This is a genomic window from Bacillus cereus group sp. MYBK220-1 (assembly GCF_051916445.1).
In the GTDB taxonomy this organism is placed as follows: Bacteria; Bacillota; Bacilli; order Bacillales; family Bacillaceae_G; genus Bacillus_A; species Bacillus_A cereus.
Genome location: NZ_JBQAGQ010000004.1, coordinates 114,026 through 138,011, shown reverse-complemented (window position 1 = coordinate 138,011; position 23,986 = coordinate 114,026). Strand labels below are relative to the sequence as shown.

Genomic DNA, 23,986 nt, shown 5'->3' with positions numbered 1-23,986 from the left:
AACGAAAGTCCGCTTCCGCTTTTCTTTATGTCCAGCTCTGCCTCCTAGCCCCTTCTGTCTAAGAACCTTCCCCACTAGAAGATAAAATGCATCTTCTGTGGGAAAGAACCTTAGCCTTCGGGACTAAACAGTCGGCTCCGCTTTTCTTTATTGTCTAGCTCCAGCAGCTAGAATACTCGGTGGCTTCGCGCCTTCCTCCGAGGCAAAGTACGCCTCTCTCTCAGGAGCTCCATCCCCCTCCTATTCTAAACGAGCCGCTTCCGCTTTTCTTAATTACATTTTTTCTGGTGCAGATACTCCTACGATTGCTAATGCATTTTGAAGTGTAGTGCGTACTGCTTTCATTAACTCGTAACGAGCTTTACTTAATTCTAAATTATCTTGGTTTAATACTTTTTCTGCATTGTAGAAGCTGTGTAATGTTGCTGCTAATTCAAATGCATAGTTTGTAATACGGTGTGGTAGACGTTTTTGTGCTGCATCCGCAACTACCGCTGGGAATTCACCAAGTTTTTTCAGTAACTCTACTTCTTTTTCAGAAGTAACAAGTTTGTAGTTCACATCTCCGCCTGTAGCTAATCCTAATTCTTCACCTTGGCGAAGGATGCTGCATACGCGAGCGTGAGCGTATTGTGCATAGTATACTGGGTTTTCATTAGATTTTGATACAGCTAAGTCCATATCGAAGTCTAAATGAGAGTCACCGCTACGCATTGCGAAGAAGTAACGCATTGCGTCCACGCCTACTTCTTCCATAAGCTCACGAAGTGTAACTGCTTTACCCGTACGCTTACTCATCTTCATTTTTTCACCATTTTGGTATAGTTGTACCATTTGGATGATTTCTACTTCAAGCGTGTCTTTATCGTAACCAAGTGCTTGAATAGCAGCTTTCATACGTGGAATATAACCGTGATGGTCAGCACCCCAAATGTTAATTAACTTATCGAAACCACGCTCTAATTTATCACGATGATACGCGATATCTGGCGTTAAGTATGTGTAAGAACCATCATTTTTAATTAATACACGGTTTTTATCGTCACCGTAAGTCATTGAACGGAACCAAGTTGCACCGTCTTCTTCAAAGATCTCATCGCGCTCTTTTAATACAGCAAGTGCTTGATCAATTTTCCCGTTTTTGTATAATGATGTTTCTGAGAACCATACATCAAATTTAACGCGGAAGCTTTCTAAGTCTTTTTGAAGTTTTGCTAATTCATATTTTAAACCGTACTCACGGTAGAATTCATAGCTTTCTTTTTCATCAGCTTTCGCATAACGATCACCGAATTCTTCTGCTAAACGTTTACCAATTCCAATGATATCCGCACCATGGTATCCGTCTTCTGGCATTTCTTTTTCTAAGCCTAAAGCTTGCATGTAACGAGCTTCAACAGAAAGAGCTAAGTTATGAATTTGGTTACCAGCGTCATTAATGTAGTACTCACGAGATACATCGTATCCTGCTTTTGCTAATAGGTTACATAAAGTGTCACCTACTGCCGCACCGCGTGCATGTCCTAAGTGAAGGTCACCTGTTGGATTCGCAGATACGAACTCAACTTGTACTTTTTCACCTTTACCAGTATTCGTTTCACCGTAAGCTTCACCAGCGCTTACGATTGTTGGAATTAAATCTGTTAAGTAGCTATTATCCATATAGAAGTTAATAAAACCAGGACCAGCGATTTCGATTTTTTCAATAGAAGCTTTTGCTTTATCGAAGTTTGCAACTAGTTCTTCTGCAATCATACGAGGTGCTTTTTTCGCAACGCGTGCAAGTTGCATTGCCATATTTGTAGAGAAGTCACCATTTGTTTTATCTTTTGGAGATTCTAATACAACGTTTGGAATTTGTTCTTCTGTCGCTAATTCTGCCTTTAATACAGCAGCCTGAATTTCTTCTTTAATCAATCCTTTTACCTGTTCTAAGGAATTCATTATTTTGCCTCCTTCAAATTAATTGTAATAGTATATCTGCCAGCTTCTTGTTCACTTAGAAGCAATGCGTACGTTAAGAAGAGTTGTCCTTTTTTCTTTTCATCCGACCATTTAAAAAGAACGTTATCAGTCTTTGTTTGCAATGCAAACGTACCAAGTTCACTCGTATACGTACCAGTTGTCCATTCACCTTTCACATGCGTCTGACGCATAGAAACAGCACCTGAACGCATAATGAGAACTTGTTCATCTTGAATTTTAATAATTGTTTTCACTTCGCCTTGTTCGTTCGGCTCCTGGAATGTTACATATGTACCTTGACCTTTTACATAGTATTGACCATTTGCTTCAAAAGCAACGGTTTCCTTCCTCGCCCCTTCACGGATTTCTGTTACGAAATGAACGTGTACCGGCAAGCCTGCAAGTTGTTTCTCCACGTCTTGCACACCTTTCAAATGTTATAGATATTAAATACTACTTATAATAAATCACTTTTCCTATCATATCAAAAAAAGACTCTGTCTGTCTGCTGAAAAATCAGGAAAACTCCATTTCAAAAAATAATTCACTTCTACTTTATTTCATATGATAAAATATTTTTTAAATCTAAATATTCTTTCAATTAAAGAGGTGAATGTAGTGATACCAACAAAGTTAAAAAAGGGTGCTGAAATACGAGTGATTTCACCATCGTGTAGTTTAAGTATTGTTTCAAATGAAAATAGAAAACTTGCTATAAAAAGATTAACTGACATGGGCTTTCAAGTTACATTCTCAAAATATGCTGATGAGATAGATCGATTTGCTTCCTCCTCTATTTCTTCCCGCATTCAAGACCTCCATGAAGCATTTCGAGACCCTAATGTAAAAGCTATTTTGACTACACTTGGCGGATACAACTCAAATGGTTTATTGAAACATCTCGATTATGATTTAATTCGTGAAAACCCGAAATTTTTCTGTGGTTATTCTGATATTACTGCCTTAAATAATGCAATTTACGCAAAAACAGGGCTTGTTACATATTCAGGACCCCATTTCTCTTCGTTTGGAATGGAGAAAGGGCTCGGGTATACAACCGATTACTTTTTAAAGTGCTTAACTTCTAATGAGCCTATTGAAGTCCTTCCATCTGAAACATGGAGCGATGATTCTTGGTATATAGATCAGGAAAATCGAGAATTTATTAAAAATGAAGGATATGTTTCAATTCAAGAAGGAGAAGCTACGGGAGATATTATCGGTGGCAATATGAGCACATTTAACTTACTGCAAGGTACACCATATATGCCAAATTTAAAGGAGAAAATTTTATTTATTGAAGAAGATAGTTTAACTGGAACATCTACTCTTAAAACTTTTGATCGTTATTTACATTCCCTTATGCAGCAGCAAGGTTTTGAATACATAAAGGGAATCGTTATAGGAAAGATGCAAAAAGGTGCAGAATGTACGATAGAAGACATTCAAGAAATGATTGCTTCAAAACCTGAACTTGCACATATCCCTATCATTGCAAACGCAAGTTTCGGGCATACAACCCCGATTTTCACTTTTCCAATTGGTGGACGTGCAAAAATTATTTCTCACAAAGAGAAGACATCTATCACTATTTTAACGCACTAAAAAAGGAGCGAATGAGTCGCTCCTTTTATGGTTTTTCTATTTTTTCCAACGCTTTTTGCGGAATGGATTCTTTCGGGATTTCAGCCCATCCTTTTCCTTGCATACCTTTTGCATAAATTTTTATAAACGCCCCCGTATGCAATTCACGGTTCATCATTCTTTTAATAACCTGTAACTTTCCATCTTCTGTATACCCTTTAAAAGTATACAAGTATTCTCCGTCTTTTTTCTCACCTTTATCTATAACCGCATAATAATCTTGTATTTCTTTATTTGAAAAGAAGTTGTCTACAAAAGCATGTACACCTTCTGTTTTTGTATTCAAATAATACGCTGTTCCACCTAGAATAATGGCGAATACAGCTAAAACTTTAATTACCAATCTCATACATGAACCTCCTGTTTGCACTTCTTTCTCGCTAGTATTATATCTATACTTGTATTATACGGAAAAGAGCATACTATACTCTATCTAAAAGTCTTACACTTTCCTTACATTATTGTAAGGGATTTTTTCTTACAGCCAGTTCCCAAGAAAAAAATTTTCCGTTTCATACACTTTTATATTATTATTGAATGATACGAATTTTTATTACAAAAATCAAAGGAGACAGTTTTCAAATGGCTATCTTGCAAGGTTTAGCACTATTACTTGTTGTACTTTGTCTATTTACACTTTTCAGTTACCGTGCGCCTTACGGAATGAAGGCGATGGGTGCTTTAGCTAATGCAGCAATTGCAAGTTTTCTTATTGAAGCATTTCACCGTTATATAGGTGGAGAAATGTTTCATAATGACTTTTTACAATCAGTAGGAGAAGCTTCCGGTAGTATGAGCGGTGTCGCAGCAGCGATTTTAGTCGCATTAGCAATCGGTGTTTCCCCCGTATATGCTGTTTTAATTGGTATCGCTACTAGTGGATTCGGTATTTTACCAGGATTTTTCGCTGGATACGTTTGTGCCTTCGTCGTGAAATTTCTCGAAAAGAAATTACCAGCTGGTGTGGAATTTTTAGCAATCCTATTTATCGCTGCACCAATCTCACGCGGAATGGCAATGCTTATGGATCCGCTCGTTAACGCCACACTTGGTAAAATCGGTTCTATGATTTCAGTTGCAACTACAGAAAGTCCTATCATTATGGGTATTATGCTTGGTGGATTAATAACAGTTATTTCTACCTCTCCACTGAGTTCTATGGCACTAACTGCAATGCTTGGATTAACAGGTTTACCAATGGCAATTGGTAGTCTGGCTGTAGCAGCTTCAGCCCCAATGAACTTTATTTTCTTTAAACGATTAAAAATTTGTTCAAAGAAAGATACAATTGCTGTAGCAATCGAGCCTTTAACACAAGCCGATGTTGTTTCAGCAAATCCGATTCCAATTTATGCGACAAACTTCGTTGGCGGTGCACTTGCTGGTATTATTACCTCTCTGTTCCAGCTCGTTAATAATGCACCAGGAACAGCATCACCAATCCCAGGACTTCTTGTCTTATTCGGATTTAATGACGTTGTAAAAGTAACAATTGCTGCTATATTATGTGGAATCGTTACCACTATTGTCGGATACATCGGATCTATTGTGTTCCGTAAATATCCGATCCGCTCTGCTGATGAAATTCGCGGAGTTACTTCGGAAGAGAAGGTTGCATAAGAAAAAGAGCTATTCCCATCGTTTAGGAATAGCTCTTTTTTGTATCGCGTAACGGCAAATGAAATTATATCGGCGGTTTTTTTAATATATCGGCGCAACTCGAATTATATCAGCGATTTTTTTAATATATCGACTTACCGGCACCTAACGACAAAATAAGAGCCCTCTAATCATATAGAGGGCTCTTAGCTGCAGCGGCTAGAATAATCGGTGGCTTCGCTTCTTCCTTCGAGGCAAAAAACGCCTCTATGTCTGAAGCTCCATCCCCCTCACATTCTGGGCGAGCCGATTCCGCTTTTACTTCACCCAACCGAGCAGCATTTCCCGCACGAATTTGCTTGCTGCGACTGGTGTTTGATCACTATGGTCGTAGACTGGAGCTACTTCTACCAAGTCTGCTCCAACTACATTTATATTTGAATTTGCAATTGCTACGATGGAATCTAATAATTCTTTAGATGTGATACCACCAGCTTCTAACGTTCCTGTTCCTGGAGCGTGAGCTGGGTCTAATACATCAATGTCGATTGTGACATAGACTGGGCGGCCAGCAAGTTTCGGTAATACTTCTTTTAACGGTTCTAATACGTCAAATTTGTATAAGTTCATACCTACTTCTTTCGCCCATTCAAATTCTTCCTTCATTCCAGAACGAATTCCGAAAGAATATACGTTTTCCGGACCAATTAAATCACACACTTTACGAATTGGTGTAGAGTGGGATAAAGGCTCCCCTTCATACGATTCACGTAAATCAGTATGAGCATCCATGTGGATGATTGCTAAATCCGGATATTTTTTTGCCATTGCCTTAAAAATTGGCCAAGACACTAGGTGCTCACCGCCGAGACCTAGTGGAAACTTATCGGCATCTAAAAGTTTTGATACATACTCTTCAATCATGTCTAAGCTGCGTTGTGCGTTTCCGAATGGTAATGGGATATCACCCGCATCAAAATATTTTACCTCTTCTAGTTCACGATCTAAATACGGGCTATATTCTTCAAGACCGATTGATACTTCACGAATACGTGCAGGGCCAAAACGAGATCCCGGACGGTAACTTACTGTCCAATCCATAGGCATCCCATAAATAACTACCTTTGACTCTTCAAAACTTGGATGACTTTTAATAAATACTTTACCTGAATAAGCTTCATCAAAACGCATATTCTTTTCCTCCTTATGTGGAACTTAAGGTATCCCAACCTTTCACTATTTCTCAAATTTGGAGCGAATTGCTCCTCTTTCTCGATTTACCGGGTCTTCTTTTTAACAACAAGAAGACGATTTTCTCTACAGAAGTGTAAGTAGCTAGCATGTTCAAGTCTTCTGGACAAACACCTTAAATGAGCTACTTACACTTTATTTGTTTGATACAATTCTCTTACTTAATTAAATCGCCAACAAATTTTGGTAATGCGAATGCTGCATTGTGTAATTCTTTTGTGTAGTATTTCGTTTCGATTTCGTGGAAACGCTCTTCACTTACTTCTAATGGATCATGTTTTTTAGATCCAATTGTGAACGTCCAAAGACCACTTGGGTAAGTTGGAATGTTTGCTGTGTATAAACGAGTGATTGGGAAGATCTCTTTTACGTCTTTAAACACAGTTGTAATTAGTTCTGGTGTAAACCAAGGGTTGTCCGTTTGTGCAACGAAAATACCATCTTCTTTTAACGCTTTTGAAATTCCAGCGTAGAAGCCTTTTGTAAATAGGTTTACTGCTGGTCCTACTGGCTCAGTAGAATCTACCATAATTACATCGTATTCATTTTCGCTTTCTGCGATATGTAGGAAACCGTCTCCTACTTTTACTTCTACACGCTCATTATCTAATGCGCCTGCAATTGATGGTAAGTATTGTTTAGAGTACTCAATTACTTTTCCATCGATTTCAACAAGAGTTGCTTTCTTTACACTTGGGTGTTTTAACACTTCACGAATAACACCACCATCACCGCCACCAACAACTAATACGTTTTCAGGGTTTGGATGTGTAAATAAAGGTACGTGTGCTACCATTTCGTGATAAACGAACTCGTCCTTTTCTGTTGTCATAACCATGCCATCTAAAATAAGCATGTTTCCGAACTCTTCCGTTTCGACCATATCAAGTTTTTGGAATTCTGTTTGCTCCGTATGTAATGTGCGGTTAATACGCGCCGTAATCCCAAAATGTTTTGTTTGTTTCTCAGTGAACCATAGTTCCATCGTACAATCACGCCTTTCAATGCAAATTTATAATAGGGACATCATTAATGTCCCCTAACAAAAATAAAACAAAACATCCAAAATGTATAGTTAAAAGTACAAAAATACCGAAAATATATTTTAGTCAGAGGGTTCTAACATATGTGTGGAAAGGGTTTGCACCGTAAAAGGAAAGAAAACCCTTTCTTAAGAAAGGGTTTTTGTCTCTATTTCTAATGGTTTACGAATTGGAATTAGGATCATAATACAACCAACTAACACAACAATTCCACCTACTAAAAACGGACTTTGTGGTGAAACAGTATGACCGATAATTCCTGATAAAATCGGAGCAATCGCACCACCTAACCAACGAACAAAGTTATAAACACCTGACGTAACAGATCTTTCATAAGGTGAAATATCCATTACATAACTTGTATATAATGCATTGTTTAAGCCAGATGCCAACCCTGATAAAACGATAAGAGTAATTTGTAACCACATAATTTTCACAAAGAATAGTGCAATTAAGAAAATCGCAAATACGAGTAAACTACCCTTCAATAATGTTTTTGGTTCATATTTCCCTTCTAGCTTATGTGCTAAAATTGCAGAACCGTAAGCTAACGCGAGTCCCCATCCGCAAAATACAAAGCCTAATTGAATAGCTGATAAATGCATAATAAGTGGTGAATATGCTAACACGACAAAAAATCCGTAGTAGTATAGCATCCCTGAAATGGCACCTTGCATAAATGGTTTATACTTCACCAGGTTAAGTAATTCCCCTACGCCAGCAGCCTTACGCTTCACTTTTCGTTCTGGTTCTTTTACAAAAAAGAATACTAAAATAAATGCTAAGAAAATTAAAATACTCGTCGCGAAAAACGGATAACGCCAAGAATGACCACCTAATATCCCGCCTAATAACGGTCCGCCAGCCATACCTAAGCCGATAGCTGCTTCGTATAATCCTACTGCTTCATGAACTTCTTTACTTAATGCAATCAATAAAGTCATCGCCGTCGCGAAGAACATCGCATTCCCTAATCCCCATCCAGCGCGGAAAAGAGATAATTGAGCAATCGTTTGCGACATACCACATATAAACGCAAATACAGTCACAATCGCAAGACCGATTGTCATCATCCGTTTATCACCAAATCTCGATGCAAATATACCAGCTGGTAACATCATAATTGCCATCGTTAAAATATAAGCGGTAAATAACATTTCAACTTGCCAATGCGATGCACCAATTTTCTCTGCAATAATCGGCAAAATTGGGTCGACTACTCCTATACCCGAAAAGGCAAGGAAGGTAGCCACCACTGTAATCAATCTCCCTAGTTTTTGTTTGCTCTCCATTTTGATTACTCTCCTTTTGTGCTCTCTAAAAATGTTACTGCACGATGTAAACTATCTTCTAGTTCTGCCTTTACACGTTGCATTTGCTCCATTTTTTCGTCTAACGTTTGCACTTGTTTTTCAAGCATATCTTTAATTTCTTGAATCACTTCACGATCACGAGGGTTTTCGCTATTTCTTCTTTGCTCCATTCTTTCTTTTAGTGATAAGAAATGCTGCATTTCTTGAAGTGTGATTCCTAGCACTTCTTTCGCTTCTACAATTCTTTTAATTCTGGCAATATCCTCATCCGTATACAGACGGATATTTCCCTCACTACGTTCTGGGGGATGAATTAAACCAATTTCCTCATAATAACGAAGTGTACGTTTTGTTAAACCGACTTGCTTTGTTACTTCATCAATTTTATACATGTTTATTCCTCCCTTCACTTGATTATTACATTTTACGTTAACGTTAACTTTTCTGCAACTGTTAGACTTTTGTAAATGTTTGTCATATTCAATTGTATTTTCCCTAAAGCAGTTTCATAATAAAAGAAAAGAGATAATAAGGAGAATTTCACATGAGTAAACCACTTATTTTCGCTCACCGCGGAGTAAAAGGAACACATCCCGAAAATACGATGATTGCCTTCCAAGAAGCAGAACGCATTGGTGCTCACGGAATTGAACTCGATGTCCACTTATCAAAAGATGGTGAACTTGTCGTAATTCACGATGAAACCGTCGATCGTACAACAAATGGCGTTGGACCTGTTTCTGAAAAAACGGTAGAGGAACTACAATTATTGGACGCTGGTAGCTATAAAGACCCTTCTTTCCATGAAGCAAAAATCCCAACGTTGCGTGAGGTTTTCATTTGGCTTTCCACAACGAACTTACAACTAAATATTGAATTAAAGACAGATGTTATTCATTACCCAAATATTGAGGAAAAAGCTGTTGCACTTGTGCGTGAATATCATCTTTCTAATCAAATTGTATTTTCATCATTTAACCATGACTCTGTTTCATTATTAGCAGAAATTGCTCCTGAAATCCCAAGAGCAATTTTATATGATACACCACTTGCTGATCCAATTTCCGAAGCAAAACATAGAGAAGCAAGTGGATTACATCCAAACTTCCAGTTATTAACGAAAGAATTTGTGCAGTTAGCACAAGAGCAAGGATATGTTTTCCGTCCATATACAATTAATGAATACAAAGATTTACAAACTATGATTGATTATGGTGTAGATGTCATCATTACCGATTGGCCAGCACGTGCCTTTGAGCTCCTTTCTTAATGGAAAGGGCTTTTTTATTTTCGAAATTTCATTGTTTAAAATAAACGAAAACCCTCAATACTAATACAATAACGCTTGTATTAATGAGGGGCTGAAAAAAGATGGATCAAACTATGAATCCAAAACTTAAAAAATATAAACGTCTTTTCTTCACCGCAATGTTTTCGTGCGTCCTTTTCTTCGTTTTTTCTTTTTTTGTTATTATTATAGTTGCAAAAATTATGGGACCTCCTCCTGTTGCGGTCCCGCAAACAAGCGTCTTTTACGCAAACGATGATACTGTTATTGGACAAAGTAACGAAATTCAAAAACGTTACAATGTCTCTCTTAATGAAATTTCACTTTATGTAAAAGAAGCGACCCTTTCTATTGAAGATCAAAGATTTTATAAACATCACGGCTTCGATTTGAAACGGATTGCAGGTGCAATTGTTGCTGATTTAAAAGCGATGGCAAAGGTACAAGGAGCTAGTACAATTACACAACAATACGCGCGTAATCTGTATTTAGATCATGATAAAACGTGGAAACGAAAATTGTTAGAGGCAATGTACACTATCCGCCTTGAAGTAAACTATAATAAAAATCATATTTTAGAAGGATATTTAAATACAATTTATTACGGACATGGCGCTTATGGCATCGAAGCTGCGTCCCGTCTATATTTCGATAAAACGGCAAAAGAGTTAACATTAGCAGAAGCTAGTATGCTGGCAGGTATCCCGAAAGGGCCAAGTGTCTATTCTCCCTTTTTGAAAGAGGATCGTGCTAAAGGACGACAAGCTCTCATATTAGATGAAATGGTAAAGCAAGGATATATTACGAAGCAACAAGCAGCCTTAGCGAAGAAAGAAACACTAACTTTTGCCTCATTAGATACGAAAAAAGTAGCAGAGGTCGCACCATATTTCCAAGATGCTGTACAAGCTTCGCTTCTTCGTGATGTCGGATTAGACGAACAAGCTTTACAACGAGGTGGCTTACGAATTTATACAACGCTAGACCCTAAACTACAAGCTGTAGCAGAACAAGCTGTAAAGGATCATATACCTGACACAACAAACATACAAACTGCTCTCGTCTCTATGAATCCAACGACAGGTGAAGTGGCTGCTCTTGTTGGCGGAACCGATTATACTACGAGTCAATTTAACAGGGCTACACAGGCCATTCGTCAGCCTGGTTCTACATTTAAGCCATTTCTATATTATGCGGCATTAGAACGAGGATTCACGCCTGCTACGCGCTTAAAAAGCGAATATACTGTATTCACCTTAGGTGACGGCGTTTCAAAGTATAAACCGAAGAACTATAAAGATTATTATGCCGATGATTTCGTAACGATGGCACAAGCTCTCGCAGTCTCTGATAACATATATGCTGTGAAAACGAATTTGTTTTTAGGAGATGACGCGCTTGCAAAAACAGCGAAACAATTTGGAATTACAAGTGCATTAAAAGATGTACCTTCTCTAGCTCTCGGTACATCACCAGTAAAACCAATTGAAATGGTTAACGCTTATAGCATGTTCGCAAACGGTGGAAAAGAAGTAAAACCTACTTTCATTCGCCGCATTATGGATCATGAAGGAAATATATTATACGATGCTCATTTAGAGAGTAAACAAGTTCTCGACAAGAGCAAAGCGTTTGTAATGGAAGAAATGATGACTGGTATGTTTAATAAGAAACTAAGCAGTTATGCTGCTGTAACTGGCCAATCGATGTTATCAAAATTATCAAGAACATATGCCGGCAAATCTGGTTCTACTGAAACGGATAGTTGGATGATCGGATTTACTCCGCAAATCGTAACAGGTGTATGGGTCGGATATGATCAACCTAAATCTATTTCAAACGTCGCAGAACAAGGATATGCGAAGAAAATATGGACTGATACGATGGAGAAAGGCTTAGATGGACAGCCTAAAAAAGAATTTAAACAACCAAGTGACGTCGTAGCGGTTAATATCAATCCAGAGAACGGTAAAATTGCTACAAAAAATTGTCCTATTTCTGTGAAAATGTATTTCGCTAAAGGTACCGAACCGACTGAATATTGTATGGATCACGTCGATGATAAAGAAGAATTTGAAAAAACGACTGAAGAAAAGAAAAAAACAAGTTGGTGGAACAAATATCTTCCTTGGTAAAAAAAATAGCTGACGGGCACCCGTCAGCTATTTTTTATTCACTTAATAATGCACGGCGCAATTCTTCACTAGATTCGTTCCAAATCGCTTCATTATGTTCTTTCAAGAACGTACCAAGTACCTTTTTAGATGATTCATCCATATGGTCAACCATAATGTGACGCTTCAATGATTTATCCATTTTATTTACGTGTTCTGGAAGTGATTTATATCCGCGGCGAATCTCACGGTCAACTGTCATTTCACAAGCTGTTACACCTGCGTAATACGCACCTGTCGCAGTTCTTTCAATTGTTACCCATACAAGCCAAAATGGTTTTCCATTTGGAACTTCATCTTTATTTGTTAAAAACTTAATACCTTTTTCTACTGTACTACGCGCATGCATCGCACCGATATCAACGAATGCAGTCTTCTCTAGTACATCAACAAATACAGGTGAAATGTTTTCTAAGCTTAATGCCCCAACACCAAATCCACCATGTCCATCTGTTGAATCATTTTTCACGATATTAAAACCGATTTTTTTCTTTTTCTCTGTCATATGTAAAATCCTCCTCACTTAAAAATTATAAAAGGCCAAAAATAGGCGCAATGATGCTATCTAAAAATACAAATACATGCGGAATAACTACCTGAAAAATAGGTTGAATTGTATAATTACTAAGCGGTGTAATAACGAGAATTAATAACGCAATTGCCCCGTATTTTTCATACTGTGTCATTTTCGCGCGAATATTTGCTGGCGCTAAATCTTCCACAACTCGATATCCATCAAGTGGCGGGATTGGTAATAAGTTAAATACAAGTAAAACGATATTCAGCATAATAAAAATCTGGAAAAATTGAGCTAACGTATCTGCCACTGCAGATGGAATTGAGTATAATACACCAAATTTTAATAAGCTATACCAAATAATTAAACCAATTGCACTTAAAATTAAGTTACTAATCGGCCCTGCAATTGAAACTAATATACCTGCCAGACGCGGTCTTTTAAAGTTATATGGGTTAACAGGAACTGGTCTTGCCCAACCGAATCCAAGAATTAATACTGCAATCAAACCGATAGGGTCTAAATGGGCCATCGGTGATAACGTTAAACGCCCTTGTCTCTTTGCTGTATCGTCCCCAAATTTATATGCAACATATGCATGTGCAAATTCATGAACGGATAGTGCAATAATAATTGCCATTGCTACTAACGGAATTTCGTGCAATGGATATCTAAATAACTGATCCATACTTCATCTCCTCTTCCATATGTCAAAAAAGAAATTATTTGTTTTTTCGATTGTTCTTCCCCATAATCCGCTATAATAAGAGTGTAACTTACATAAAAGGAGCGATTGTACATGCCATACGTAACAGTGAAAATGCTAGAAGGACGCACAGAAGAACAAAAGAAAGCTCTTGCTGAGAAAGTAACAGCAGCAGTAAGCGAAACAACTGGTGCTCCTGAAGAAAACATCGTTGTTTTCATCGAAGAAATGTCTAAAAACCATTATGCAGTTGGCGGAAAACGCTTAAGCGACAAATAATTTCAAGTTTTTTCATAAGAAGCAGCCATTAGCTGCTTCTTATTTCTTTCCTTCTAACAACTCAATAATTCTCTCTTTATATTTTCCTTTTCTTCCATCTTCATAGATTAAATCATGTGGATAGAATAGCTTTTGATCCGTTCTTTTCTTACCTGTAATCGCCTCAACAATATCCGACTCACGTGAAAGCTCTCTAAGCTCTCCGTTTGGCATAAGAAGTAGGATTGGTAGACGCTCTTCTTCTTCTCCTGCACGATAAAAGTCATACGGTAAGTCTGATGTTGAATCAACTACTAAATAATACTCCGGATCAAGTCCAATCTTTTTAAATAAACTACTTAATTCCATCCAATTATCTAAACCGTGTTTATCTGTAAACTCTACATATTTAAATAGATTTCGATTCATAAAACGGCGGCATAAATCGCTTAAAATTGGATCTTCTTCTTCCTGCCATACTTGGAAGTAGTAATACATAACGTTCTCGTCTAACTTTAAATAATCCTCTACTGTTACTTCTTCTTCAAATAAAGAATAGAAATGAACAGGATGATTTTTAAATGTATAATACTTCTCGTGCAGTGATTTCGCACGGTGTAAAATCTTCGTTAAAATAACTTCTGCACTTCGCGTTACCGGGTGGAAATATACTTGCCAATACATTTGATAACGACTCATAATGTAATGCTCAACAGCATGCATACCACTATTTTTAATGACTACTTGATTCCCATACGGACGCATTACACGCAGTATACGTTCCATATCGAAGTTTCCGTACTTTACGCCTGTAAAATAAGCATCTCTTAATAAATAATCCATACGATCCGCATCAATTTGACTCGAAATCATACTAATCGCTAATTTATTAGTAGACGTTTTTGCAATTACATCTGCTACCTTTTGTGGAAACTCCTTATCAACACGACTTAATACATCATTAATCTCCGTATCGCCAACGATAATCTTTTGCGTAAATTTCTCATGATCTAATGAAAATACTTTTTCAAACGAGTGAGAAAATGGGCCGTGGCCGACATCATGAAGTAATGCCGCACATAAACATAACAATCTATCTTCAGCATTCCAATTTGGTCTGCCATCAAACACATCATCAATCATACGACGAATAATTTCGTATACACCTAACGAATGAGTAAAGCGACTATGCTCTGCACCGTGAAATGTAAAAAATGTCGTTCCAAGCTGCTTAATACGGCGCAAGCGTTGAAATTCTTTCGTTCCGATTAAATCCCAAATAACACGATCACGCACGTGCACATATTTATGTACTGGGTCTTTAAACACTTTTGTTTCGCTGAGTTTGTCGTTTAAATATACCACTTTCCGACATCCCCCTTTCTTTACTACATTCTTACTTTATATTATAAACGAAATGAGAAACAGAAAGAAATGAAAGACTGTATTAATTCCCTTTATAAAAAGAAAAAATCACCTTTACCGAAGTAAAAGTGATTTCCTTTATACATTATTTACCTAAAACGAATTCAGCAACTTCGTCTAAGATCATATCTTTCCCAAGTGGGAAGTAACCTTTGTTTAAGTCTTCATTTTTAATTGTAAATACGTGGTTGTTTTTAACAGCGTTCATGTTTTTCCAAATTGATTCTTCTTGGAATTCTTTCAAGCGCTGAGAACCGTCACCAGTTGTAAACACGAATAAGTAATCTGGGTTGTAATCGATTAAAGCTTCTTTTTGTACTTGTACTAACGGTTTATCAGTTGGTGTACCTTTAACTGCTGGTAGTTTTAAATCATTAAAGATTACGCTACCGTAACCGTAGTCACCGTATACGCGGAAAGCATTTGGATATGCAGCCATTTTCATAAATGTTGCTTCACCAGTTTTAGCAACGATTTTGTCATGTAATTTGCTTGCTTTTTCATCATACTTTTTGAACCATTCTTTTGTTTCTTTTTCTTTACCGAAGATTTGACCTACTTCTTCAAATTTTGGACGCCATTGATCTAATGGAGTATTTAACATAACTGTTGGTGCAATTTTAGATAATTGATCATAAATCTTTTCTTGACGATTATTTACAAGAATTAAATCTGGTTTTGCAGCAGCTACTGCTTCGATGTTAATTTTATCGCCCCAAGCAGAACCAACTGGTTTAACGTCTTTTAGTTTCTTTTCAATATGTGCATCAATTTTTTCTTGAGATGTATTAGCAGTAATAACCGGTTTCATACCGAAAATTAATAATTCTTCTGTTGAACCACTAAGGTCAGCAATTTTCTTTGGGTTTGCAGGAATTTTAATTTCCCCTTTTGCATGTTTTACAGTGCGCTCTTCAGTCTTTGCATCTGCTTTCTTTTCTTCTTCTTTGTTAGAACAAGCTGCAAATAGTACAGAAGTCACAACTAGTACCATTGCTAATAGTGCCATTTTAAAATTCTTCATGTTCCCACTCCTTCTAGCTGTATTTATCTTATAAGTTACAACGAACTATAAGAAACAAAGATAACAATTAATTAATATATATTTATTAATTGTTGTTAATAACCCATTCTAACGGGCGTTCAACTTCCCATTCTTATATAAGAAGCTCAACGTCCATTAGAAGTCCCCCTCTTCACGAGGGGGTTCTACTTATGCTTTTTTACGCAATTGATTACTAATCATCGCTAAATCATATGTTAAACAAATTGGCTTACAGTTTACTGGACATGGAACGATTTGAGCTTCAATCTCAAATACGTTACGAAGTGTTTCACTTGTCATAACTTCATCTGGCGTTCCTTGTTTCATTAACTTACCTGCTTTTAATGCAATCATATGATCTGAGAAACGAGAAGCGTGATTTAAGTCATGGATAACCATAACAATCGTTCTACCTTCTTCTTCATTTAACTTTTTCAATAAGTTTAATACTTCTAATTGATGAGCCATATCTAAGTACGTCGTTGGTTCATCCAATACAAGTAATTCTGTTCCTTGTGCAAGAGCCATTGCAATCCAAACACGTTGACGTTGACCGCCTGATAGCGCTTCTGCTGGACGATTCGCAAATTCTTTCATTCCTGTCACTTCAAGTGCCCAGTTAATGTAGCGATAATCCTCTTCTTTCAACGTGCCAAACCCTTTTTGATGAGGGAATCTTCCATATGACACAAGCTCAAATACAGTAAGACCCGTTGGCACTTCTGCAGTTTGTGGTAAAATCGCCATTTTCTTTGCAATTTCTTTCGTTGGCTGTTTCTCAATTGCTTTTCCGTCAAGATAAACAGTACCTTGCTTTGCCTTCAAAATACGAGACGCCGTTTTTAATAATGTGGACTTCCCACAACCATTTGGTCCAATAATTGTTGTAATTTTCCCTTCCGGAATTTCAACTGTTAACCCATCAATAATTAAACCTTCATTATAGCCAACAGATACCGCATCCACCGCTAAAGTTGCCATACGAAAAGCCTCCCTTTATTTTGTCCTCATAAGTAAATAAATGAAATACGGTGCACCAATTACAGAAATAACAAGACCGACTGGTATTTCTGAAGTTGTTAGTACACTTCTTGAAATTACGTCTGCGAATAAAAGTAAAAACGTTCCTATTAGCGCAGCTGTGGGCAACATAATTTGATGTTTACCACCAACAAGGCGCCTTGCTAAATGCGGGGCCATTAAACCGATAAAGCCAATTCCGCCGGCAACAGCAACAGATGCACCTGCTAAACAAACTGCAATAAATAATAATTTACGTCTTTCTTTTTCTACGTTTACACCAAGGCCAACTGCTGTAGAATCGCCTAGGTTCATTACATTTAATATGTGTGCTTTACTTATAGCAAGCGGTAAGAAAATAACCATCCATGGAAGTACACTTAATACGAATTTCCAATCTGTCCCCCATAGACTTCCCGCCAGCCAAATCGTAGCAAAACGAAAATCGTTAGATGTCATCTTCATAGAGAAAATTAAACTAACAGCTCCAAATCCAGCTGCAACGGCAATACCGACTAGTATTAATCGAGTCGATGAAACGCCGTCTTTCCATGCTAGTAAATAAATAATTACCGCTGCTAATATCGCTCCAACTAGTGCGAAGAATGGAAGAATGAATACAGATAAAAATGTACCAGTCCCTACTTTTCCGAAGAAGAAGTAGACGAATATAACAACTGTTAATCCCGCTCCAGCATTAATACCTATAATACCTGGATCAGCAAGCGGATTTCGTGATAAACCTTGCAAAATCGCGCCTGACATAGCTAAAGCAGATCCGACTAGTATAGCAATTACCATACGCGGCATACGGAATTCAAATAAAATAACAGACTGATCTTCAGCCCCTAGTCCAACCAATGACTTTAATACGTCCATTGGCGGGATTTTAAAAGTTCCTGTATTTAAACTAATAAAAAATATAGAAACGATTAGTCCTACTAAAATCGTTAATATAGAAATGTTCTTTTTTGTTAAGACACTCGTCCTCACATCTTTCCTCTCCCTTCATTACGTGCTAAGTAGAGGAAGAATGGAACCCCAATTAGCGCTGTAATTGCTCCAATTGGCGTTTCAAATGGCGGGTTAATAACGCGAGATAACATATCTGCACATTCAATTAACAGCCCACCTAAGACCGCAGAACATGGAATAACCCATCTATAGTCCGAGCCTACGAGGAAACGAGTCATATGCGGAATTACAAGACCAACAAATCCAACTGATCCTGCCATGGAAACTGCGGAACCCGTTAAAACAAGAACAAGTACTGTTCCGATAAATTTAATCAATGTCGTATTTTGACCAAGTCCAATTGCAATTTCTTCACCGAAGCTCAAAATTGTAATATATCTCGACATCATAATTGCGATAAAAAGACAAACAAGGCCAATTGGCACTAACATATTAATACTTTGCCATTTCACTCCAGCGACTCCGCCTGCATTCCACATACTCACCTCTTGGGCAAGATTGAAATACAATGCGATTCCAGATGAAATTGCCCCTAATAAAGCACTAATAGCTGCACCTGCTAAAGCTAATTTCACAGGTGTTAATCCACCTGGTGAAGAAGATCCAATTCCATATACAATGCTTGCACCAAACGCAGCTCCAATAAAAGATGCGATAACAAACATTAAATAAGGTGAATTAGGGAAAAATGCATACATAATTGCAATTCCAAATACAGCTCCATCTGTAATCCCCATTAACGATGGTGAAGCAAGTGGATTTCGCGTCATACCTTGCATAATTGCTCCTGATACCGCTAAAAAGGCACCTGCAACTACGCCCCCTATTGCTCTAGGCATGCGAAGCTCTTGAATTACGTTATGATGTGTAATAGATCCATCAAACTGAAATACAGCTTGCCATACAGTCTTTAAACTAATATCTGCAGCCCCAAAAGAAATAGAAACTGCCATGCTTAAAGCTAACAAAATTGTACCCGCTACTAAAATAATAGAAGCGATGAGCGGTCTGCTCTTAATCTCTTTAACATTCTCTTCTTGCTGTTCTATACTGCTTGCGCTCGCTTCCATCCCTCAACCATCCTAACCAACAACATATATTTATTGAAATGAAATTTATTCTCAAATAGTAATAAAAAAATTAGGTGAATTGCTATTTCCCTGATAATGATTCTCAGAATCAGACACTTCTATTCTACCTATCGCTTTAAAAGACTGTCAACCATTATTTTGAAATATAAATTTATATAAATTGGAATTTTAATACAAAAGTTATGTCCATCCTTTAGAAAACGTTCATCCACACAAGATTACTTTCGCAGAATAAACCATTCCTCTTATGGGCATAAAAAAAGAAGAGGAATCTTTTCACTCTTCTTTTTCTTACTTATTTAACTTTGCTTCAATTTTCACGATTAACTCATCTTCTGTTGGAGCCGCAACTGGACGGTTATTTACAAATGCGAATGATTTTTTACGACCAGGACCACAGTAAGACTGACATCCAACTTCAATCGTTGCACATGAATCTACTTTTTTTAGCTTCGGAACTAACGTTTTAACGTTCGTTGCCTGACAGTCATCGCACACGCGAAACTCGTTTCCCATTATATAACACTTCCTCTATTTTAAACTTTTCTCAAGTACATTTAAAAATAAACACTAAATGGTATTTTACCGCTCTTTGAAGCTCGTTGCAAGTTTCCCTACAAAGCCTATTCTCTACATATTGCTACATATTTATATGCTCTCCTACAGAAGCGCTCACCATTCATGGGAAAATTTTTACCTTTCATCGAAATCTACCATATTTTTAAAAGCTTTGTATAAAAGTTTATTTTTTTGCCCATTATAAAAATAGGAAGTTCATAAAAAGAAAGGGAGTTGAATCTATGAAAGTAAGACAAGATGCTTGGACAGATGAGGATGATTTATTACTTGCTGAAACGGTACTTCGTCATGTTAGAGAAGGAAGTACGCAATTAAATGCATTTGAGGAAGTAGGGGATCAGTTAAATCGTACATCTGCTGCTTGTGGTTTCCGCTGGAATGCTGTTGTTCGCTATAGCTATGAACAAGCTCTTCAACTAGCAAAAAAACATCGTAAAGATAAAATGCGTGCTGCAAGCGGTGAACAAGCGAAAAAACGTTTACTTTATACACCACCAGCTTCAGATTCGATAACTGATTATGAAGAATTAGTACAAGAAGAATCAATCGTACAATATAAAGAAGCTATTCCATATCAAGAATCTACTGCTCCTGCTGCAAGAAGCTCTATGACAATGCAAGATGTTATTTATTTTTTACAAACAGTCGGATCTTCAAATATAAAAGTGACAGCTCTTGAAAACGAGAATACGAGATTGAAACAAGAAATTAAAGCACAAATCCTTCGGAATGAGGAACTAGAAAAGAAACTAGAAAAATTAGAAAAGCAATCTCATACTGTACAAGAAGATTACGAAACACTTATGAACATTATGAACCGTGCTCGTAAATTGGCAGTCATGGATGACGAAGAACGTTCTCAAACATCTTTCCGAATGGACCGAAACGGTAATTTAGAAAAAATTGCAGAATAAGAAGGATGCATGTAATGCATCCTTTTTATTATTTCACCTCTAAGCTCCCCCTTTATATGTGAGAAAACTCCATTCTTCATTTTTTGCTATAATAGAGATTGTCATTTTAAAGATAAGGGGTTAGTTATATGAGCAATTCCCGTTCCATTTTATCTCAGCCAGAGTGGCGCATTGTAGATCAATCTAGTTTAGGACCAACATTCCATGCACTTCAGTCATTCGCAATGGATGACACATTATGCACAAGCATTGGAAATGGCAAGTCAGCCGCAACAATGCGTTCTTGGGTTCATCACAATACAATTGTCCTTGGCATTCAAGATTCACGCCTTCCGCATTTAGAAGAAGGTATTTCTTTTTTAAAACAAAACAACTTCAATGTCATTGTTCGTAATTCTGGCGGGCTTGCGGTCGTGCTTGATGAAGGTGTTTTAAATGTATCACTTTTATTTCAAGAAACAGAAAAAGGTATCGATATCGATCTTGGATACGATACAATGTGGCATTTGATTAAGGAGATGTTAAAGGATTACGACGTTACTATCGAGGCAAAAGAAATTGTTGGCTCTTACTGTCCTGGTAGTTATGACTTAAGTATTCGCGATCAAAAATTCGCTGGTATTTCACAACGTCGTATTCGCGGGGGTGTCGCTGTCCAAATTTACCTCTGTGCTACCGGAAGTGGCTCTGAGCGTGCCGCACTCGTTCGTGATTTCTACAACCTAGCAATTCAAGGGGAAGAAACACGCTTTACGTACCCTGAAATTGTACCAAGTACGATGGCCTCACTCTCAGAATTACTTGGCGAAACCATTACAGTACAAGATTTAATGATGCGTCTTTTAAAAACATTGCAGCAATTCGCTCCAAAGTTAACAACATCTCAATTAACAATAGACGAGATTCCTTTATATGAGACGAATTTACAACGTATTATTGATCGTAATAATAAAGCACTTGGCTTAGAAAAATAAGGACCGTCGCTATAATAGCGACGGTCTTTATTTCAATTCATTATAGAATTAAAGTGCTTGAGCTGCTGTAATTAAAGCTAACTTGTACACTTCTTCTTCGTTACATCCACGAGACAGATCATTTACAGGCATGTTTAAGCCTTGTAAGATTGGTCCTACTGCTTCGAAGTTACCTAAACGTTGAGCGATTTTGTAGCCGATATTGCCAGCTTCTAAGCTTGGGAATACGAATACGTTAGCATCACCTTTAATTGTAGAACCTGGAGCTTTTTTCTCAGCTACAGATGGTACGAATGCAGCATCGAATTGGAATTCTCCATCTAAAGTTAACTCAGGAGCCATTTCTTTTGCAATGCGAGTTGCTTCTACAACTTTTTCTGTTTCTGGAGATTTCGCAGAACCTTTTGTAGAGAAGCTTAACATAGCAACACGTGGATCAATGCCGAATAACTCAGCAGTTTTCGCACTTTCGATACCGATTTCAGCTAAATCTTGGCTGTTTGGTGCAATGTTAATTGCGCAATCAGCGAATACATATTTCTCTTCTTCACGTACCATGATGAATACGCCAGAAGTTTTTGTAACGCCTGGTTTTGTTTTAATAATTTGAAGTGCTGGACGAACTGTATCAGCTGTAGAGTGAGCTGCACCACTTACTAAACCGTGTGCTTTGCCCATGTATACAAGCATTGTACCGAAGTAGTTTTCGTCTTTAAGGATTTTGCGAGCGTCTTCTTCAGTTGCTTTACCTTTACGGCGTTCAACGAAAGATGCTACCATTGCATCCATTTCTTCGTATGTAGCTGGGTCGTAAATATCAACGCCTGCTAATGTTAAATTCATGCTAGCAGCTTTTGCGCTAATTTCTTCCTTATTACCAACTAAGATTGGTTTTACTAACTCTTCTTTTGCTAAACGCTCTGCAGCGCCTAAAATTCTTTCATCAGTTCCTTCAGGAAGTACGATAGAAATGCCTTTTCCTTGAACTTTTTCTTTTACTGTTGTAAATAAGTTGCTCACGAATAAACCCTCCTACATATGTTAAAAAAACTCTATCTTTAAGAATACTGCTTTTCTTCTATATTTTAAACTTATAGCTCCCAAAAAATAGATAAAATAAAAATGATTATATTTTCATAAAATTCAGCCGTTAAATTCACCTTGCTTAAACACTTAAATGTGACAATTTTATGCGCCAAGGTTTTATATAGATGATTTTAAAACTATATATGCTATAGTTAACGTGTAAAACTATCATTAACTGAGGTGAATAGAATGAGTGAAGCAACAACAACGTTAGATGGCTGGTATTGTTTACATGATTTACGTTCTATTGATTGGGCTGCATGGAAAACATTATATAGCGACGAACGCGGACAAGCAGTGTCTGAATTTTTAAATGTCGTTGAAAAATGGAACGAAGTAGCTACTGCGAAAAAAGGTAGTCACGCAATGTATACAGTTGTTGGCCAAAAAGCTGATATTATGCTTATGATTTTACGTCCAACAATGGAAGAGTTAAATGAAATTGAGACAGAATTGAATAAAACAACTTTAGCTGAATATATGGTTCCTGCATATTCTTACGTATCTGTTGTTGAATTAAGCAACTACCTTCCAGCTGATGAGGATCCATACCAAAACCCGCAAATTTTAGCTCGTTTATATCCTGAATTACCGAAAGCAAATCATATTTGCTTCTATCCAATGGATAAGCGTCGCCAAGGTGATGACAACTGGTACATGCTTCCTATGGAAGAACGTAAAAAAATGATGTACAGCCATAGTAAAATTGGTCGTCAATACGCAGGTAAAGTACGCCAAGTGATTTCAGGATCTGTTGGATTCGATGATTTCGAATGGGGCGTAACATTATTCGCTGACGATGTTCTTCAATTTAAGAAACTTATATACGAAATGCGCTTCGATGAAGTAAGTGCTCGTTATGGTGAATTTGGAACATTCTTCGTTGGAAACATTTTACAAGGCGAAAAAGTAGAGAAATTTTTACACATATAAATGGTGAAAAGGAACGAAATTCGTTCCTTTTTTTATTCTTCTCTATATTTATCCTCAAAAATCTCCTTTTTTCTGCACTTTTGAAGAAAAACCAACATTTTTTCAAATTTCTTGTAAAATTGTAACCTTTTTATATGTAAAGATATGCTAAAATGATACGAGCTATATGCTAAATAACGATGCGAA

General features: G+C 37.2%; 24 protein-coding genes. 8 read left to right on the top strand and 16 right to left on the bottom strand.

From position 1 onward, the window contains the following. Positions 1-273 precede the first annotated feature (273 nt). A complete protein-coding gene (gene argS / locus ACTFRU_RS18330) occupies positions 274-1,944 on the bottom strand; it encodes an arginine--tRNA ligase (RefSeq protein WP_001086468.1) in 1,671 nt (556 codons plus the stop codon). Continuing rightward, complete coding sequence (locus ACTFRU_RS18325) at positions 1,944-2,381, bottom strand: DUF1934 domain-containing protein (RefSeq protein ID WP_000414867.1); 438 nt, start codon at positions 2,379-2,381, stop codon at positions 1,944-1,946. The genes argS and ACTFRU_RS18325 overlap by 1 nt, the downstream gene beginning before the upstream one ends. Positions 2,382-2,583: 202 nt before the next feature. On the opposite strand from ACTFRU_RS18325, the gene ACTFRU_RS18320 reads away from it, so the two are divergent. Next, positions 2,584-3,570, top strand: coding sequence for a S66 family peptidase (locus tag ACTFRU_RS18320; RefSeq protein WP_044307119.1), 987 nt, complete (start codon positions 2,584-2,586; stop codon positions 3,568-3,570). Positions 3,571-3,595: 25 nt separating this feature from the next. Here ACTFRU_RS18320 and ACTFRU_RS18315 read toward each other — a convergent pair whose 3' ends face one another. Then, positions 3,596-3,958, bottom strand: coding sequence for a YxeA family protein (locus ACTFRU_RS18315; protein WP_440037742.1), 363 nt, complete (start codon positions 3,956-3,958; stop codon positions 3,596-3,598). Positions 3,959-4,191: 233 nt separating this feature from the next. Here ACTFRU_RS18315 and ACTFRU_RS18310 point away from each other — a divergent pair, with 233 nt between their 5' ends. After that, on the top strand, positions 4,192-5,229 hold the full coding sequence (locus ACTFRU_RS18310) for a PTS sugar transporter subunit IIC (RefSeq protein WP_000996319.1): 1,038 nt from the start codon (positions 4,192-4,194) through the stop codon (positions 5,227-5,229). A gap of 297 nt (positions 5,230-5,526) precedes the next feature. On the opposite strand, the gene speB is transcribed toward ACTFRU_RS18310, so the two are convergent. The 4 genes from speB to ACTFRU_RS18290 form a co-directional block, all read right to left on the bottom strand. Then, entirely contained in the window at positions 5,527-6,399 is an 873-nt protein-coding gene (gene speB / locus ACTFRU_RS18305; protein ID WP_001209831.1) for an agmatinase, read from the bottom strand. A gap of 217 nt (positions 6,400-6,616) precedes the next feature. Next, complete coding sequence (gene speE / locus ACTFRU_RS18300) at positions 6,617-7,444, bottom strand: polyamine aminopropyltransferase (protein WP_000424696.1); 828 nt, start codon at positions 7,442-7,444, stop codon at positions 6,617-6,619. A 186-nt stretch (positions 7,445-7,630) separates the two neighbouring features. Continuing rightward, positions 7,631-8,794, bottom strand: coding sequence for an MFS transporter (locus ACTFRU_RS18295; RefSeq protein WP_000444227.1), 1,164 nt, complete (start codon positions 8,792-8,794; stop codon positions 7,631-7,633). 5 nt (positions 8,795-8,799) lie between these two features. Next, positions 8,800-9,207 (bottom strand): MerR family transcriptional regulator, encoded by a 408-nt coding sequence (locus ACTFRU_RS18290; RefSeq protein WP_000276560.1) that lies wholly within the window; start codon positions 9,205-9,207, stop codon positions 8,800-8,802. A 152-nt stretch (positions 9,208-9,359) separates the two neighbouring features. On the opposite strand from ACTFRU_RS18290, the gene ACTFRU_RS18285 reads away from it, so the two are divergent. Beyond that, the gene (locus ACTFRU_RS18285; protein WP_000042789.1) at positions 9,360-10,085 is read left to right on the top strand and encodes a glycerophosphodiester phosphodiesterase; all 726 of its coding nucleotides are present in this window, start codon (positions 9,360-9,362) and stop codon (positions 10,083-10,085) included. Positions 10,086-10,186: 101 nt separating this feature from the next. Beyond that, a complete protein-coding gene (locus ACTFRU_RS18280) occupies positions 10,187-12,238 on the top strand; it encodes a transglycosylase domain-containing protein (protein WP_440037741.1) in 2,052 nt (683 codons plus the stop codon). A gap of 34 nt (positions 12,239-12,272) precedes the next feature. Here the strand turns inward: ACTFRU_RS18280 and ACTFRU_RS18275 are convergent, their stop codons facing one another. Together ACTFRU_RS18275 and ACTFRU_RS18270 are read right to left on the bottom strand one after the other, a co-directional pair. Beyond that, a complete protein-coding gene (locus ACTFRU_RS18275) occupies positions 12,273-12,782 on the bottom strand; it encodes a YwhD family protein (RefSeq protein ID WP_000136678.1) in 510 nt (169 codons plus the stop codon). A gap of 25 nt (positions 12,783-12,807) precedes the next feature. Further along, positions 12,808-13,482, bottom strand: a complete 675-nt coding sequence (locus ACTFRU_RS18270; RefSeq protein ID WP_000372445.1) for a site-2 protease family protein — start codon at positions 13,480-13,482, stop codon at positions 12,808-12,810. Between the two features lie 111 nt (positions 13,483-13,593). On the opposite strand from ACTFRU_RS18270, the gene ACTFRU_RS18265 reads away from it, so the two are divergent. Next, positions 13,594-13,779, top strand: a complete 186-nt coding sequence (locus tag ACTFRU_RS18265; RefSeq protein WP_001147171.1) for a 2-hydroxymuconate tautomerase — start codon at positions 13,594-13,596, stop codon at positions 13,777-13,779. Between the two features lie 39 nt (positions 13,780-13,818). On the opposite strand, the gene ACTFRU_RS18260 is transcribed toward ACTFRU_RS18265, so the two are convergent. The 6 genes from ACTFRU_RS18260 to ACTFRU_RS18235 form a co-directional block, all read right to left on the bottom strand. After that, positions 13,819-15,123 (bottom strand): HD domain-containing protein, encoded by a 1,305-nt coding sequence (locus ACTFRU_RS18260; RefSeq protein ID WP_000262730.1) that lies wholly within the window; start codon positions 15,121-15,123, stop codon positions 13,819-13,821. Between the two features lie 145 nt (positions 15,124-15,268). Next, positions 15,269-16,207, bottom strand: a complete 939-nt coding sequence (locus ACTFRU_RS18255) for an ABC transporter substrate-binding protein (RefSeq protein WP_000787724.1) — start codon at positions 16,205-16,207, stop codon at positions 15,269-15,271. A 189-nt stretch (positions 16,208-16,396) separates the two neighbouring features. Continuing rightward, positions 16,397-17,209, bottom strand: coding sequence for an ABC transporter ATP-binding protein (locus tag ACTFRU_RS18250; protein ID WP_000212068.1), 813 nt, complete (start codon positions 17,207-17,209; stop codon positions 16,397-16,399). A 15-nt stretch (positions 17,210-17,224) separates the two neighbouring features. After that, positions 17,225-18,241, bottom strand: a complete 1,017-nt coding sequence (locus ACTFRU_RS18245) for a FecCD family ABC transporter permease (protein WP_071731533.1) — start codon at positions 18,239-18,241, stop codon at positions 17,225-17,227. Next, positions 18,238-19,293, bottom strand: a complete 1,056-nt coding sequence (locus ACTFRU_RS18240; RefSeq protein ID WP_000388294.1) for a FecCD family ABC transporter permease — start codon at positions 19,291-19,293, stop codon at positions 18,238-18,240. Before ACTFRU_RS18240 ends, ACTFRU_RS18245 begins: the two co-directional genes overlap by 4 nt. A gap of 312 nt (positions 19,294-19,605) precedes the next feature. Beyond that, positions 19,606-19,830, bottom strand: a complete 225-nt coding sequence (locus ACTFRU_RS18235) for a DUF1450 domain-containing protein (RefSeq protein WP_000526079.1) — start codon at positions 19,828-19,830, stop codon at positions 19,606-19,608. Positions 19,831-20,114: 284 nt separating this feature from the next. Here ACTFRU_RS18235 and ACTFRU_RS18230 point away from each other — a divergent pair, with 284 nt between their 5' ends. Continuing rightward, positions 20,115-20,807 (top strand): RsfA family transcriptional regulator, encoded by a 693-nt coding sequence (locus tag ACTFRU_RS18230; protein WP_000868358.1) that lies wholly within the window; start codon positions 20,115-20,117, stop codon positions 20,805-20,807. Between the two features lie 128 nt (positions 20,808-20,935). Next, the gene (locus ACTFRU_RS18225) at positions 20,936-21,781 is read left to right on the top strand and encodes a lipoate--protein ligase family protein (RefSeq protein WP_000071951.1); all 846 of its coding nucleotides are present in this window, start codon (positions 20,936-20,938) and stop codon (positions 21,779-21,781) included. Positions 21,782-21,829: 48 nt separating this feature from the next. On the opposite strand, the gene pta is transcribed toward ACTFRU_RS18225, so the two are convergent. Beyond that, positions 21,830-22,801: a phosphate acetyltransferase gene (gene pta, locus ACTFRU_RS18220; RefSeq protein WP_000067215.1), complete on the bottom strand. Its 972-nt coding sequence runs from the start codon at positions 22,799-22,801 to the stop codon at positions 21,830-21,832. 255 nt (positions 22,802-23,056) lie between these two features. On the opposite strand from pta, the gene hemQ reads away from it, so the two are divergent. Then, positions 23,057-23,800, top strand: coding sequence for a hydrogen peroxide-dependent heme synthase (gene hemQ / locus ACTFRU_RS18215; protein ID WP_440037740.1), 744 nt, complete (start codon positions 23,057-23,059; stop codon positions 23,798-23,800). The last annotated feature ends 186 nt before the right edge of the window (positions 23,801-23,986 follow it).

What these genes read in the sequence shown, in the direction of transcription:
- argS (WP_001086468.1), bottom strand. Translation starts at nt 1,944, where the DNA reads ATGAATTCCTTAGAACAGGTAAAAGGATTGATTAAAGAAGAAATTCAG.
- ACTFRU_RS18315 (WP_440037742.1), bottom strand. Translation starts at nt 3,958, where the DNA reads ATGAGATTGGTAATTAAAGTTTTAGCTGTATTCGCCATTATTCTAGGT.
- ACTFRU_RS18310 (WP_000996319.1), top strand. Translation starts at nt 4,192, where the DNA reads ATGGCTATCTTGCAAGGTTTAGCACTATTACTTGTTGTACTTTGTCTA.
- speB (WP_001209831.1), bottom strand. Translation starts at nt 6,399, where the DNA reads ATGCGTTTTGATGAAGCTTATTCAGGTAAAGTATTTATTAAAAGTCAT.
- speE (WP_000424696.1), bottom strand. Translation starts at nt 7,444, where the DNA reads ATGGAACTATGGTTCACTGAGAAACAAACAAAACATTTTGGGATTACG.
- ACTFRU_RS18295 (WP_000444227.1), bottom strand. Translation starts at nt 8,794, where the DNA reads ATGGAGAGCAAACAAAAACTAGGGAGATTGATTACAGTGGTGGCTACC.
- ACTFRU_RS18290 (WP_000276560.1), bottom strand. Translation starts at nt 9,207, where the DNA reads ATGTATAAAATTGATGAAGTAACAAAGCAAGTCGGTTTAACAAAACGT.
- ACTFRU_RS18285 (WP_000042789.1), top strand. Translation starts at nt 9,360, where the DNA reads ATGAGTAAACCACTTATTTTCGCTCACCGCGGAGTAAAAGGAACACAT.
- ACTFRU_RS18280 (WP_440037741.1), top strand. Translation starts at nt 10,187, where the DNA reads ATGGATCAAACTATGAATCCAAAACTTAAAAAATATAAACGTCTTTTC.
- ACTFRU_RS18275 (WP_000136678.1), bottom strand. Translation starts at nt 12,782, where the DNA reads ATGACAGAGAAAAAGAAAAAAATCGGTTTTAATATCGTGAAAAATGAT.
- ACTFRU_RS18270 (WP_000372445.1), bottom strand. Translation starts at nt 13,482, where the DNA reads ATGGATCAGTTATTTAGATATCCATTGCACGAAATTCCGTTAGTAGCA.
- ACTFRU_RS18265 (WP_001147171.1), top strand. Translation starts at nt 13,594, where the DNA reads ATGCCATACGTAACAGTGAAAATGCTAGAAGGACGCACAGAAGAACAA.
- ACTFRU_RS18255 (WP_000787724.1), bottom strand. Translation starts at nt 16,207, where the DNA reads ATGAAGAATTTTAAAATGGCACTATTAGCAATGGTACTAGTTGTGACT.
- ACTFRU_RS18250 (WP_000212068.1), bottom strand. Translation starts at nt 17,209, where the DNA reads ATGGCAACTTTAGCGGTGGATGCGGTATCTGTTGGCTATAATGAAGGT.
- ACTFRU_RS18240 (WP_000388294.1), bottom strand. Translation starts at nt 19,293, where the DNA reads ATGGAAGCGAGCGCAAGCAGTATAGAACAGCAAGAAGAGAATGTTAAA.
- ACTFRU_RS18235 (WP_000526079.1), bottom strand. Translation starts at nt 19,830, where the DNA reads ATGGGAAACGAGTTTCGCGTGTGCGATGACTGTCAGGCAACGAACGTT.
- ACTFRU_RS18230 (WP_000868358.1), top strand. Translation starts at nt 20,115, where the DNA reads ATGAAAGTAAGACAAGATGCTTGGACAGATGAGGATGATTTATTACTT.
- ACTFRU_RS18225 (WP_000071951.1), top strand. Translation starts at nt 20,936, where the DNA reads ATGAGCAATTCCCGTTCCATTTTATCTCAGCCAGAGTGGCGCATTGTA.
- hemQ (WP_440037740.1), top strand. Translation starts at nt 23,057, where the DNA reads ATGAGTGAAGCAACAACAACGTTAGATGGCTGGTATTGTTTACATGAT.